The 14,215-nt window shown below is 47.8% G+C and carries 13 protein-coding genes; 7 read left to right on the forward strand and 6 right to left on the reverse strand.

Annotated elements, in window-relative coordinates; translation table 11 throughout:
• Positions 1 to 48 precede the first annotated feature (48 nt).
• Both ACBZ72_02235 and ACBZ72_02240 read right to left on the reverse strand, forming a co-directional pair.
• Entirely contained in the window at positions 49 to 1,158 is a 1,110-nt protein-coding gene (locus tag ACBZ72_02235; protein ID XES77707.1) for a radical SAM protein, read from the reverse strand.
• Between the two features lie 76 nt (positions 1,159 to 1,234).
• Entirely contained in the window at positions 1,235 to 1,453 is a 219-nt protein-coding gene (locus ACBZ72_02240) for a hypothetical protein (GenBank protein XES77708.1), read from the reverse strand.
• Positions 1,454 to 1,743: 290 nt separating this feature from the next.
• Between ACBZ72_02240 and ACBZ72_02245 the strand changes: the two genes are divergently transcribed.
• Positions 1,744 to 2,661, forward strand: coding sequence for a site-specific DNA-methyltransferase (locus tag ACBZ72_02245; GenBank protein ID XES77709.1), 918 nt, complete (start codon positions 1,744 to 1,746; stop codon positions 2,659 to 2,661).
• Between the two features lie 73 nt (positions 2,662 to 2,734).
• Positions 2,735 to 3,055, forward strand: a complete 321-nt coding sequence (locus ACBZ72_02250) for a hypothetical protein (protein ID XES77710.1) — start codon at positions 2,735 to 2,737, stop codon at positions 3,053 to 3,055.
• Positions 3,056 to 3,244: 189 nt separating this feature from the next.
• On the opposite strand, the gene ACBZ72_02255 is transcribed toward ACBZ72_02250, so the two are convergent.
• Positions 3,245 to 3,529 (reverse strand): hypothetical protein, encoded by a 285-nt coding sequence (locus ACBZ72_02255; GenBank protein XES77711.1) that lies wholly within the window; start codon positions 3,527 to 3,529, stop codon positions 3,245 to 3,247.
• Positions 3,530 to 3,669: 140 nt separating this feature from the next.
• On the opposite strand from ACBZ72_02255, the gene ACBZ72_02260 reads away from it, so the two are divergent.
• The 5 genes from ACBZ72_02260 (at position 3,670) to ACBZ72_02280 (ending at position 12,025) form a co-directional block, all read left to right on the forward strand.
• Complete coding sequence (locus tag ACBZ72_02260) at positions 3,670 to 3,870, forward strand: hypothetical protein (protein ID XES77712.1); 201 nt, start codon at positions 3,670 to 3,672, stop codon at positions 3,868 to 3,870.
• Between the two features lie 176 nt (positions 3,871 to 4,046).
• Entirely contained in the window at positions 4,047 to 7,412 is a 3,366-nt protein-coding gene (locus ACBZ72_02265; GenBank protein XES77713.1) for a DNA-directed RNA polymerase subunit B, read from the forward strand.
• 1 nt (position 7,413) lies between these two features.
• Positions 7,414 to 11,253: a DNA-directed RNA polymerase subunit A' gene (locus tag ACBZ72_02270; GenBank protein ID XES77714.1), complete on the forward strand. Its 3,840-nt coding sequence runs from the start codon at positions 7,414 to 7,416 to the stop codon at positions 11,251 to 11,253.
• A complete protein-coding gene (locus ACBZ72_02275) occupies positions 11,250 to 11,591 on the forward strand; it encodes a 50S ribosomal protein L30e (GenBank protein XES77715.1) in 342 nt (113 codons plus the stop codon). The genes ACBZ72_02270 and ACBZ72_02275 overlap by 4 nt, the downstream gene beginning before the upstream one ends.
• The gene (locus tag ACBZ72_02280) at positions 11,588 to 12,025 is read left to right on the forward strand and encodes a NusA-like transcription termination signal-binding factor (GenBank protein XES77716.1); all 438 of its coding nucleotides are present in this window, start codon (positions 11,588 to 11,590) and stop codon (positions 12,023 to 12,025) included. The genes ACBZ72_02275 and ACBZ72_02280 overlap by 4 nt, the downstream gene beginning before the upstream one ends.
• 77 nt (positions 12,026 to 12,102) lie before the next feature.
• On the opposite strand, the gene ACBZ72_02285 is transcribed toward ACBZ72_02280, so the two are convergent.
• The 3 genes from ACBZ72_02285 to ACBZ72_02295 form a co-directional block, all read right to left on the reverse strand.
• Positions 12,103 to 12,573: a hypothetical protein gene (locus tag ACBZ72_02285; protein XES77717.1), complete on the reverse strand. Its 471-nt coding sequence runs from the start codon at positions 12,571 to 12,573 to the stop codon at positions 12,103 to 12,105.
• A 154-nt stretch (positions 12,574 to 12,727) separates the two neighbouring features.
• Complete coding sequence (locus ACBZ72_02290; protein ID XES77718.1) at positions 12,728 to 13,369, reverse strand: hypothetical protein; 642 nt, start codon at positions 13,367 to 13,369, stop codon at positions 12,728 to 12,730.
• The gene (locus tag ACBZ72_02295) at positions 13,366 to 14,214 is read right to left on the reverse strand and encodes a hypothetical protein (GenBank protein XES77719.1); all 849 of its coding nucleotides are present in this window, start codon (positions 14,212 to 14,214) and stop codon (positions 13,366 to 13,368) included. Before ACBZ72_02295 ends, ACBZ72_02290 begins: the two co-directional genes overlap by 4 nt.
• Position 14,215: the final 1 nt, after the last annotated feature.

Consider the following 14,215-nt stretch of genomic DNA (forward strand, 5'->3'; position numbering starts at 1 on the left):
TGAGGCGTTGTAGACGAAACATTGAAAAATAAAAAGCAATCTTGCGTTTCATGTGGGTTTATTGCTGTTGTCTTTTACCCAGTTGAGCATGGCTTTGTTGAACTCGCAATCGTATCCTGGTGCGTTGACGTCTCCCTGGTAGTAGTAGGCGCTTGCCGCGCAGCCTCCTCCACATATCTCTTGGAATTCGCAGCTTAGGCATTGGGTGATGTTTTGTTTTCTGGTTCGGCACTTTTTCATCTTTTCGGAGTTGTAAATTGTCAGAAGGTCATCGGTAAGCAGGTTGCCGCATGCCCAGTTGGGGTCGTTGTTGAATCTTCCACAGGGATAGACGTTGCCTACATGGTCTACGGCAATGATGCTCCAGCCTGCATCGCAGGGGTAGCATCGGTGACCCAAGTTGGGGGTTTTCTGTGCCAACCCAATCAGTGTATCCACGGTGTCTATTCTTGGCCAGCCCCTGGCTGCTTGGCGTTCATACAAGGAAATCACCGTTTTCGCATACTCGTCTGCACTAACGCCGTGCTCTGCTACAAAGTCTACGCCACCGCCAACGGGGACCGCAGGGTTTAGCATAACACCGTCAAGTTTGATTGAAGCAAAAAAACTCATTATTCTATCCATAACGTTGATGTTTTCTTTGCTTACCACACAGATGCAGCCAACGCTTTTTTGGGTTTTCTTTAGAATTTTTACGCCCCGCATTATGGCGTCAAATGTTTTTTCTGGGTCGCTGTTTTTTCGGGTCTTGGAATTAGCCAAAAAATCCCCATCTAACGAGAAGCCGACTGAAACTTGTTTTTCTTTGAAGAATTCTGCCATCTCCTGAGTGAGCAAGGTCAGGTTGGATTGCAAGCTCAGGCGGATGGTTTTTGAATCCCCCAGGTTGCCTCTCGTGAATTTGATGAGTTTTGACAGAGTGTCAAATTCCATAAGCGGCTCTCCTCCATGGAACACTATTTGGGTGAAATTCATGCTGACGTTGGCGATTTTTTCTAAAAGCTGTTTGCCTGCTTCAAAATCTAAGCTTGCCTGTTTTCTTGATGCTTTTCTGGCGCTGCAGTAGCTGCAGTTTAGGTTGCATCGTGTTGTGGTGCATACAATACAATATAGGGAGTTGAGGGTTTGGTGGGTGGCGTACGTTTTGGTGTGTGTCATAGCTTAGCTTCGCTGCCTTTTTGGTTCTGTGCTAAACCCTCTTTGGTCTTGTTCATTGGTTCTTTATCTCCATCGCTTAGGGAGATGGCGGGGGTGGATAGATTTTTTCTGCCCACTTGTCATGGTATGTGCTTCCGTCCTTCCATTCACACCAAACATCTGCATAGCCGCGCTCTTCTTTTTTGGAGCTTGGCCATGGTTTGGTCTGGAATTCTGCTTCAAACTGTTTGAGCGGCATCTCTGTTACCTCGCCTGTTCGCACGTTCCTAAGCAACACCTTTTTCTCCTCATTCATACAATTGGCACCTCCCTTTTTCTTCCCAAGTTTCAGTGCAACTGTCTGCGCATCTAGTATTTAGTTTTTTCCACTTTTTCCTCACATACTGGTTAATTTTTTATTTGTTTATTCATATTTGAATCTAAATCTGGCACTGAACTTTGAGACAAAACCGCGAAAAACCGAATCGGATTGTATCCTTAAGCATGTAGTGTAATCTTCTGTTTTGGTTGGCTTGTGCGTGTTTGTTGTTACCAAAAAAGTAAAACGCTCCGCATAAGACATACATAGAAAGGAACCGCCACACCATGCCCCCACAGACCCAGCACAAAATCATCCTCGGCAACAGTCAAAACATGCCCGAACTCTCAGAGGCCACTGTCCACCTCATGGTCACCTCGCCACCCTACCCCATGATACAAATGTGGGACAACCAGTTCTGCGAGTTAGACCCAAAAATCGCCGCCCTCTGGCAACAGCTAAAGCAAAAACCGCAGGAAAACGTTGTCACCCAAATCTACGACGCTATGCACGAAAACTTAGCCAAAGTTTGGGCGGAAACCTACCGTGTGCTGGTGGAAGGCGGAATCGCATGTATAAACATCGGCGACGCTACCCGCAGCGTAAACGGAAGGTTCCGCGTCTTTTGTAACCATGCCCGAACCGTTGAGCATATGGAGAAAATCGGCTTCACCACCCTACCATACATTTTGTGGAAGAAGCCCACCACTAAGCCGACTTACAAGGGCAAAGGTGCGTTCTTGGGTTCAGGTTTTCTGCCGCCAAACGCGTACGTGACGTTGGACTGTGAGTTTATTCTGATTTTCCGCAAAGGAAAACTCCGCAGTTTCCCACCAAAGGACCCCGACCGCTACGCCAGCGCGTTCACGAAGCCGCAACGGGACGAATGGTTCAGCCAAATTTGGCACGTTACAGGCACAAGACAAACCGCCGACGAGTTAGAACGAAGAACGGCGGCGTATCCAGAAGAAATCGCTGACCGGCTCATCAAGATGTTTAGTGTCCAAGGTGACACGGTGTTGGATCCGTTTGTGGGTTCAGGAACCACCGTAAAAGCTGCAATGCAAAACGCGCGAAACAGTGTCGGATACGAGGCAGACCCGAATTTGTTGGCGACTATAACAAAAAAGATCCGCGATACTGGCTTCAAATTGACTGTAATAAATAGCGAAAAAACTGAATTGATTCCTGAAAAAGGGTGTTGAACCAATCAAACAAGTGTATTCTTGGCAACTTTTTAATACAGGTTCAGCAAGTAACACCCAAAAGGTTTCAGTAATGGGTAAAAGCAATTCCGAGGAGCATCGTCCGTTTGGGTTTGGGAACACTTCCCGCAGGTTCAGCCAGTACAGCCTCAAACGGGAAAAAGGCAAAATCGCCAAAGACCGGTTCGCCTTTGAGCAAGCCCAAAAAGGAAATGACTGCACCAAAATTCGCAAGGATGGCGATTTTGTGGTTCAGGAGCGGGACTTTTTTGGAAACGAAATCGGGCAGCCCAAGGTTTATGACGTGAAATCGGGGAATACGCGGTTGACGGAGGCGCAGGCGAAGCGGAAACGACGGTTGGGTAGAGACCGCCACAAAGTTGTCAGATACTGAAATTACTGTTTTTTTGTAGGTTGCTCAGGTCAGTTTGTTTGAGGAAAGTTTTCTCGAAGAAGCCTCCTTAACGGTATTGACTGCTAGTTGAAACTAGACGTTTCAATATGAATGGTCGTTGGTAACGATGCACGTGCGAACATGCCTGACTTGATTTGACCAAGTTTCCTTTAGGCGTTTTGTTATTAGTTATGGTTTTATGGGTATGTCTTCCCAGTTGAGCATCTCAAACGGAATCAGAGTTTGAGTCTTTCGGACATAGGGCAGTTTTCGCATCTGCAGAATTCGGCGGTCTATGTCATATTTGTTTCCGCTCAGTATGACAATTAAATCGTAGACGCCGTGAACAAAATCAAGCTTCTCAACTTTAGAGTCTAAAATTAAACCCTCAGCGATAAGTTTGTTGGCGAACTCCTGTTCTTTTCCAGGCTCAATAGCCACAAGCACGTAAGCCCGACTGTTTTCGCTACTCACAAAATACACCTCAATAGAAAAATAGGTCAACGACGCTAATATAACTTGACAAAAGCGCTCATGAATAGCAATTTTGGGTTAAGCACATACTACCGTGTTGTGAAGCGAAAACTCGTCGCGGTAAACCTGTAGAAAACACCGTGACAACCTATAACTCAAACAAGCCTAACTCAAACCCCAACCCTACACAAGACCCAACAACCGTTTACACCCTGATGGGGGCGTGTGCGCAAAATTACGTGTTGGCTCCTCAACCGCGTCATTCAAACAAAACTAGCCACAAAAACAAACACGACACGCAAACAACCACCAAAACACAGACTAAAACCCTAAACACCTAATAAAAAGGTTTATTAGAACGTTGCGTAGCATGTGTTTGTGCTCTTAAATACATTAAAGACCCCCTTTTGCGAGTTGGACCCACCAAACTCGGAGGAATATGCACGTTTGAAAAAACCCGCACCAAACCACACATCAGGACACTTTCACAAACTAAACGGCGGGAGAGAAAAACAAATTGACTGAACTTACAAAAGAAGACACCCATCTGTTATTGAAGACCTTCTTTAACGAAAAAGGCCTTGTCCGCCAGCATCTCGACAGCTACAACGAATTCATTGACCATGGCCTGCAAGAAGTCGTCGACGAAGTCAACCAAATCCCCATCGAAATCCCCGAAAACCCCTACAGCGTCAAACTTGGCCAAATCTGGGTCATCGACCCCCAAAGCCGCATCACTGGACCCTACGCAACCGAAGTTGACGGCACCAAACACGAAATCTACCCCATGGAAGCCCGCCTCCGCAACCTTGCATACGCAGCCCCCATCGCGCTGGAAATGACCCCCATAATTGACGGGAGAGAGCAAGACACCGAATTAGTCTACATCGGCAATATTCCAGTTATGCTTAAAAGCAAACTTTGCTTCCTCAGCCAACTCAGCAAAGAAGAACTCATCTCAGCAGGAGAAGACCCAGACGACCCAGGCGGCTACTTCGTCGTAAACGGCTCTGAACGCGTCATCGTCGCCATGGAAGACCTGGCACCAAACCGCGTCATTATTGACCTTGACGAGAAAGGCACAAGCCCTGTTTACCAAGCAAAAATCTTCAGCACCACAGTAGGCTTCCGCGCCCGCATCGAACTTAAACTCAAAGCTGACGACGCCATATACGTCTCCATGCCTGGAGTTCCAACTGAAATTCCCTTCATAGTTATCATGCGTGCCCTCAACTTAGAAAAAGACAAGGACATCGCTGAGGCAGTTTCACTAGACAAGGACATCCAAAAAGAACTGGCTGCCTCCTTCGAGAAAGCCATCGGCGTCGACACACCCCAAGACGCCATCCTGTTCATCGGCAACCGCGTCGCCCACGGACAAGTTGAAGAGTACCGCCTCCAAAAAGCCGAAACCGCCCTGGACAAAAACTTCCTCCCCCACCTAGGCAGAACAGAAAAACAACGCAAAGACAAAGCCATATTTCTGGGCGAAATGGCAAGCCGTGTAATACAACTCAAAATGGGCAGACGCCAACAAGACGATAAAGACCACTTCAAAAACAAACGTCTACGCCTCGCAGGACCCTTGCTGGCTGACCTCTTCCGTGTTGCATTCAGAAACCTAACACGCGACATAAAATACCAGCTTGAACGCATAGGCGTCAAAGGGCCCATAATCACCGTCTCCGCCGCAGTGCGTCCAGGCATCATCACTGAACGTTTCCAGCATGCATTAGCCACAGGAAACTGGGGACGAGGACGCGTTGGCATAACCCAGCTGTTAGACCGAACAAATTACATTTCCACGTTAAGCCACCTGCGCAGGTTACAGTCCCCGCTTAGCCGTAGCCAACCAAACTTTGAAGCCCGAGACTTGCACCCCACCCACTGGGGACGTTTATGCCCCAACGAAACACCTGAGGGCTCCAATTGTGGGCTCGTCAAGAACCTTGCGTTGTCCTCTTCCATTTCGGTGGGTGTGAACCCTGACAAAATCAGGCAACTTCTTTTCGAGATGGGCACAGTTCCTTCACAAGAAGTTAACGAAGCTATGAAAATTAACGGCGCCAAAGTTTTCGTCGATGGCAACATCATAGGTTTTTGCAGTAACCCCGAAGATATGGTTAGCAGTTTTCGCGAAAAAAGGCGCACAGGCGAAATCTCCACCGAGGTCAACATAACCCACTTCACTAAAGCGCAAACTGAATCTGAAGAAGTCCACATAAACTGTGACGAGGGCCGCGTTAGACGACCCCTGATAATTGTGGAAAACGGGGTTCCTAAACTGCAGGCTAAACATTTGGAGCGCATAGCTTTAGGTGAATGGGCTTGGGAAGACTTAGTTAAAAACGGGTTAGTTGAGTATTTGGATGCTTCAGAGGAAGAAAACGCCTACGTTGCTATATCCCTTGACAAAGTTGGTCCAGAACATTCACATGCTGAAATTGCAACCTTCACTATTCTGGGGATCTGTGCTTCTACTATTCCCTACCCTGAACATAATCAGTCACCCCGTAACTCTTACCAAGCAGCCATGGCTAAACAAGCTCTAGGTATCTACGGAACTAACTTCCAAAACCGCGTTGACTCCCGCTCACACGTACTCCACTACCCACAAGCACCGCTGGTGGAAACTGAACTGATGGAAGTTATGGGCTACAAGCAGCGACCCACAGGTCAAAACTGTGTTGTTGCTGTGCTCAGCTTCGAAGGCTACAACATGGAAGACGCCATCATATTCAACAAAGCTTCCATCGAACGTGGTTTAGCCCGCTCAACCTTCTTCCGCATCTACGAGGCAGAATGCCGCCAATACCTCGGTGGACTAAAAGACAAATTTACAGTCCCTGAACCTGGCACACGTGGATACCGCGGCGAACAATACTACCGACTGCTGGAGCCCGACGGCATCATAAGCCTCGAATCAGCTGTCACTGGCGGCGATGTGCTCATCGGAAGAATCAGCCCACCAAGATTCCTTGAAGAATACAAAGAATTCGAAGTTAAAGGTCCCAGCATGCGCGACACCTCAGCCGACATGCGTCCATCCGAAAACGGTGTGGTTGACGCTATCTTTATCACCGAATCGGGCGAAGGCAGCAAACTCGTCAAAGTCCGAGTCCGTGACCAACGCATCCCCGAGTTGGGCGACAAATTTGCCTCTCGTCACGGACAGAAAGGCGTCATCGGCTTAATTGTCCCACAGGAAGACCTGCCCTTCTCTGACGAAGGAACCGTCCCCGACCTTATCATCAACCCACACGCTATCCCCTCCAGAATGACCATCGGGCAGTTTATTGAATCCCTTTCAGGTAAATGTGCTGCCGCCAGAGGCAAACCTGTGGACGGAACACCATTCACCAATGAAGGTCCTACAGAAATCCGAAACAGCCTTGTCAAGCTGGGTTTCAGCCACACAGGCAGCGAAGTCTTCTACAATGGAACCACTGGCGAAAAATTTGTTGCCGACGTGTTCATTGGTGTTGTCTACTACCAGAAACTGCACCACATGGTTGCTGACAAGATTCACGCTCGAGCCCGTGGGCAAGTGCAGATGCTCACAAGGCAGCCCACTGAAGGTCGTGCTCGCGGTGGTGGTCTTCGTTTCGGAGAAATGGAACGAGACTGCCTTATTGGACACGGTGCTGCTATGCTGCTTAGGGACAGGCTGTTAGAAGAATCCGACAAGTACACCTTATATATCTGTGAGAACTGCGGTCAAATTGCTTACTACGACATGAAACAACGCAAATACATCTGCAAGATATGCGATGAGAAAGCTAAAGTAGCACCAGTTATTGTGTCATACGCGTTCAAGTTACTGCTGCAAGAGCTTCAAAGCTTATGCATAACCCCCAAACTAAAACTAAAGGAAAGGGCATAAAATGGCAAGCGAGGAACTAATCCATAAAGTAGTTGACGAAATTAGCTTTGGCTTAATTTCGCCCAAAGACCTGCGTAAACAGTCGGTTGTCGAAATCCAAACCCCCGACACCTACGACGAAGACGGCGCTCCCATCACCGCTGGACTCATGGACGGAAGACTTGGCACCCTTGAACCCCGCCAACGCTGCAAGACCTGCGGCAACACCGCCATACGCTGCCCCGGCCACTTTGGTCACATAGAACTTGCCGTGCCCATCGTACACATTGAATTCACCAAAATCATCTTTGACCTTCTCCGGGCAACCTGCCGCACATGCGGACGCATACTGCTTTCTGATGAAGCGGCAAAGAAAACTCGCGCAAGAATCGAACGTTACATGGACCTCTTGGGACTTATTCCTGACGAGATTTACAAAGAAATCATCCAAGAAATCAAGACCAAACAATGCCCCCACTGCGCTTCAGGGCAATTCAAGATAACTTTTGAGAAACCCACAAAGTTCATTGAGCAGACTGAAGCTGGCTCTGAACCTTTGACGCCAAGCATGATTCGTGAACGTCTCGAACGCGTAAGCGATGAAGACTTGGAGATTTTAGGTTTTAACCCAAAAGTTGCCCGACCGGAATGGATGGTTCTGCAGGTTTTACCTGTTCCGCCAGTGTATGTGCGTCCTTCTATCACGTTAGAGTCTGGTATCCGCTCTGAGGATGACTTAACTCACAAACTTGTCGACATCATCCGCATTAACCAGCGTTTGAAGGAAAACATGGAAGCAGGTGCACCCACGCTTATCATTCAAGACTTAAGTGAACTGCTCCAGTACCACGTAACGACTTACTTTAACAATGAAGCTTCAGGCATTCCTCCTGCCCGCCACCGTTCAGGAAGAGCGCTCAAAACCCTTTCACAGCGGCTTAAAGGCAAAGAAGGTCGGTTCCGAAGTAACCTTTCTGGTAAACGTGTAGACTTCTCAGCCCGCACCGTTATCTCTCCTGACCCGAACTTGGACATAAACGAAGTAGGTGTTCCTCGAGATGTAGCCATGCGGCTTTCCGTTCCGGAGAAAGTTACTGCTTGGAACATCGAAGAGCTAAAGAAGCTGGTTATTAACGGACCTGAAAACTATCCAGGTGCGCTCTACATTATTCGCCCTGACGGTAAACGAATAAGGTTGGAGTTCGTTGTTGACCGAACCAAAATTGCAGAAGCCATAGAACTGGGCTTTGTCATTGAACGTCACCTCAAAAATGGCGACATTGCAATCTTTAATCGGCAGCCTTCACTTCACCGCATGTCAATTATGGCGCATTATGTGCGTGTTTTGCCGTACAAGACTTTCCGTATGCACCTTTGTGTTTGCCCACCTTACAACGCTGACTTTGACGGCGACGAAATGAACCTTCACGTTCCCCAAAGTGAAGAAGCCCGCACTGAAGCTTTGTTGCTGATGCAGGTGCAAGACCAGATTCTTTCACCCCGCTTTGGTGGACCCATCATTGGTGCCATCAGGGACTTCATCACCAGCGCCTACTACTTCACCCGTAGAAGTAACTTCCTTACCCGCGAAGAAGTCAGCCGAATTCTCACCGCCACAGGTTATCTTGGTCCTCTTCCTGAACCCGCAAAAACTGACCCTCAGCCAATGTGGTCAGGCAAACAAATCTTTAGCTTGTTCCTACCAAAAACGTTGAACTACGTTTTGAAGGCAAACATCTGCCAAGGTTGCGTTAAGTGCAAAGAAGAAGAATGTGAACATGATGCATACGTGGTGGTTAAAAACGGCGAGCTCGTGTCGGGTATTATTGACCGCCGCAGCATTGGCTCTGAGCAGTCCGAAAGTTTGCTTCACAGGATAATCAAAGATTACGGTACGCAAGCGGGACGAGAATTCCTCAACAAGATAACTCGTATGCTCAAACTCTTCATATCAATGCGTGGCTTCAGCTACACTTACGACCAATTGGTTCTTTCGCCTAAAGCTAGGAACAGAATCGCAAAGACCATGGACCGCATTGAACGCAAAATAGAAGAACACATCGCCAACTACAAGAGCGGCAACCTTCCACGTTTGCCCGGTCAGACGCTGGAGGAATCCTTTGAAATCTACGTCATGCATGAACTTTCTACAGCTCGAGACGAAGCAGGTAAAATCGCTGACGAAGACTTCACGCTGGAAAACGCTGGCATCGTCATGACTCGAACTGGAGCAAGAGGCAGCAGCCTTAACATCGGTCAGATGGCGGCTTGCGTTGGGCAACAATCAGTCCGTGGCAAACGTATCTTGAGAGGCTACGCTAGACGTGCACTACCGCACTTTGAGCCAGATGACCCCAAGCCGAGTGCACGAGGTTTCGTGTATAACTCTTACCAGACAGGTTTGACTGCCATCGAGTTCTTCTTCCATGCCATGGGCGGCAGAGAAGGATTGGTTGACACTGCCGTGCGAACACAGCAGAGCGGTTACATGCAGCGTAGGCTCATCAACGCTCTTGAACATATACGCCTTGAATATGACGGCACCGTGCGCGACTCTGCAGGCGATATTATTCAGTTCAAGTACGGCGAAGATGGTGTTGACCCCGCTAAAAGTGACCACGGCAAAGCTGTAAACGTCAGCCGTCTTATGGACGCCATCAACATAAGCGAAGAGAAAGGTGCGCCAGCCACTGCCGATTACATCAAAAAGCAGCTGAAAGAAGTGGAAGGGCAACTGACTCCCATTCTGGTGGATCAGCTTAAACAGCATTTGTCTAAAGGTAAATTCACCAAGAAAGGTGTTGACAAAGCAATCACCACAACCGCTGAGCGCTACAAACGGGCTTTGATGGAGCCAGGCGAAGCGGTAGGCATCGTTGCAGCGCAGTCAATTGGTGAACCTGGCACGCAGATGACTCTCAGAACTTTCCACTATGCAGGTGTCAAAGAGCAAAACGTCACTTTGGGTCTGCCACGTCTTATCGAAATTGTGGACGCTCGAAGAATCCCCTCAACCCCCATTATGACCATTTACCTTACAGGTGAATACCGCAAGAGCAAAGAGGGTGCGGTTGAGATTGCGCGTCACATCATTTACACGTCGCTTGAGAATTTAGCGTCAGAGATTTACGAGGACCCCATCAACGAGGAAATCGTGGTTGAGCTTAACAAGACCATGATGGAGGACCGCGCCATAACCATTGAGGAACTTGAAGAACGCGTGGAAATACAGAACGCCACAACTAAAGCTAAAGGCGATGACGTGCTCACGGTAAAACCCAAGAAAGTGGAAACAATCAAGAAGGTGCTGGAGAAAGTCACCAACTTCCACGTTAAGGGTGTTGCTGACATTCGACGTGTTCTGGTTACTCAGGAAGAGAACGGCGAATGGGTTATCCGCACTGACGGCTCTAACCTTTCAAAGGTTCTAGAGATTCCTGGTGTTGACACCTCCCGTACGACAACCAATAACGTCCATGAGATTGCCAAAACCTTAGGCATTGAAGCAGCGAGAAATGCATTGATAAACGAAGCAAAGGGCGTGTTGGAAGAACAAGGTTTAGACGTAGATGTCCGCCACGTTATGCTTGTGGCCGATATGATGACTTCTAACGGTGAGGTACAGCAGATTGGTAGACACGGCATCAGCGGCAAGAAATCCAGTGTCTTGGCGCGGGCAGCGTTTGAAATTACGGTTCCCAACATTGTTGAAGCAGCTGTGAAAGGTGACAGTGACCCGCTGGCAGGTGTGACCGAAAACGTTATAGTTGGTCAATCTATTCCGATTGGCACTGGCCTAGTAGAGCTATACATGTCAACCTTTGAAAAGCAAAAGAATTCAGGAGGAAAAACAGAAACATGATAGACATAGACAAAGCATTAGCATCAGCCGTGAAAACTGGCAAAGTTTCTTTCGGCGCCAACTCGGCATTGCTGAACGCAAAGACAGGCAAAGCTAAGATGATTGTTTTGGCTTCTAACTGTCCACAAAACATAAAAGACGAGATAGAATATTATGGTAAACTCTCAAAAGTCCCCGTTATGACCTATAAGGGTGCTTCCATGGATTTAGCCATTGTCTGCGGAAAACTCTTCATCATCTCGGCGCTCAGCATCAGAGAACCCGGGGACAGCGAGATTCTGAAATCCGTAGAAATGGAATACTACGAAAACCCTGACATTGTTGGAGGAACCGAATGACAACCGGCATTAAAATCACATGCGACGAAATGCGTTACATCGCTTTGTTTGAAAGCATAAGCGGCGCCAGCGTCAAAGACTGCATCATCGACGAAGCTGAATCACGTGCAATCTTTATCGTGAACCCTGGTCAAGTTGGTGTTGCCATCGGCAAGGGCGGACGAAACATCCACACCCTTGAAAAAATGACGGGCAAAAAGCATGAAATCATTGAGTACTCTGAGGACCCCGTGCAGTTCATAAAGAACGCCCTTAAACCTGCACAGGTTCGAGAAGTGCGCATCACCGAAAAAACCGACGGCAAAAAAATGGCGGTCGTCACGATTAACCCAAAAGACAAGGGCATCGCGATAGGCAAAAACGGCAAAAACGCCGAGCGTCTGCGCTTTTTAGCAAAACGGTACTTTGACATTCAGAACGTCAGCATCACTTAGCCACCCCACTGGGGTCACGCTAAGGGATGACGCGTCGCTTTTTGTAGTCTTAATGTTGGCGCGTTTTGTTGAACGTTTTATAAGTTGAGCCTTCCATTTCCTGCCTGTTTGTTTAGCTTTTTGACTGCCATTATGCTTTCTAAAAGAAACGCTGCTATGGCAATTCCTGTGATGGTCATGCCTATTGCATAGTAGGTTTTGACAACATCGGTTTCCCATTGCCAATGAATCGCCAAAACAAACACTTCCAAAAAAAGCAGAAACGCAAAGAAGAAACAGTAAATCATTGTTCGGGGTAAAAGTTTTCTTCCAACCCAGAAAAACCCGCCTACTTTAGCTTTCTTTTTAAGAATGTATTCGCCATACTGGTTTCTTGTCAATAACCCGTCTGATTCTAAATTTTGCAGGTGCCTGTGTGCAACGCTTGGACTGCTGAGGCTTAATCCATGCATGACTTCTCGTGGACCCAATGGCTTTCTTTGTTTAGCCACGTACATGTACACGTTAAACGCGAGCCCTTCAAGCTTCTTTTCGTGGCTGTTAGGCATAAAGGTCTTTCCCCGTTTTCCCCTTCCGAGCTTCTTCGCTTAAAAAGCCCGTTTTCTATATGCATTGATGTTAACTTGATGTCCAAAAACGTTTTTAGGGTTTGTGGTTCAAAACGGGGCCGCAAAGAAAATCCTTTATTTTGTGACTTCTGGGTTACTGACTGTTCTCTTCATCTTGCGCTTCATCTGTTTCAAGTTCTTCATCTGGTTGACTTTGTTTGGGTGTATTGTTTTCTTCTTCGCTTCTTAGCAGCAAATCAATCAATGCTTTTTCGTCCACTTCTGCGCGTGTTCGCCAATCCAGATACAACTGCTCGTTATCATCCTGTTGCAGGTAGCCATAGCGGATGTATCGGTCAAGGTTTAAGCCGACTTTCCAACCCGCGATTTTTTCTCCCAGCAATTCTTCTACGTCTCGGCGTGCAGCTTGCCCCTTTTTGCTGATGATGTAAGAGATGGTTATGGCTAAGCCTGCTAAGTCGTCTATTCGCCACCCAATCATCTTGGCTTCTTTAGGCTCTAACTCCCCACGCAGCGTCACGTAGAACCGTGCCTTATCCATCTCGTCCACTGTTGGTTTCTCAGGGTTCTTCTCCTGTTCATAAACGGTTTTAACCTGCAAATCCAGCGGCTTCAAAAAATCGTCCAGCAAATCCAAAACCTTCGGGTAGTCTGAGCCTATGGCTTTGTGGAGTTCCCAGCCTTTAACGCCGGGTTTTTGGTGCCTCCGATAAAAAAGCATATGTGTGGCACGTTTCATTTTCGCGGCGTATGCGCCTTTCTTTTTGGTACTCAACTTGATTCTCCTCTTTTCCACTTCTGCCAGCTTTCAAACGTAAGCGTTACAGGCACGGAGACAGCTTGCATGTTAAGTTTTACCGCTGGCTCCTCAAGGGGGAGGATGTAAATTTCTTCTTCCAGCGGGATTACCTCTAAGGTGGCGTACCCGTAAGTGACTAAGAAGCTGGTTATGTAGGCTCGGTGAACGGTCTGCTCGTAGGTTTCTGCACCCACCCAGTCCATATAAAGAAGTTTTCCTTCTTTACTTTCCTTTTCCGCTTTCTCCTTGAGTTCTGTCCAGAATCTATCAAGTTCGGCAGAGAACGCTTCATCTCGCAGAACATTTTGATCCACCAATTCTCCTCTACTGGCGACACCCGTTGCGACTTCAGTTACGGCTGTTTGCTCCCAGCGTTCCCTGATTGGCACAAGCGCATTCCAATACCGCATTGCGTCTGCCATGGCATGCAGGGTTATCTGCTCCTGCTCCACGATTGGGTGCCACGCCTTAAGAAACAGTTGAACCATTTCCTGTTTGTCTTTCAGGATAATTTTTTCTTCCAGCAAAAACGGGTCGGTATACAGTGAGGTGCTACGTTGTTTAACCCACTCACTTTGCAGCTTAATCACTGATGCTAAGTGGTGGATGGCTTCGGAGTCAAGATTAAGCTCTTCAGGTTGGTCCCACGAGGGAAAATACTCCTGAACAATGCGGATGATTTCGTCAACGTTTAGAAGGAAAGGGTCTACGGTGTGGGCTTCGATGCCCCTCATCATGTCGATGACCCGTTCAAGCCGGTCCCTGCCCAGTTTCTTAGCCTCTTTTTGTTCCTTTGGGCTCTTAGGGTTTTGTGCCTGCATT

This window comes from Candidatus Bathyarchaeia archaeon, from assembly GCA_041447175.1.
In the GTDB taxonomy this organism is placed as follows: Archaea; Thermoproteota; Bathyarchaeia; order Bathyarchaeales; family Bathycorpusculaceae; genus JADGNF01.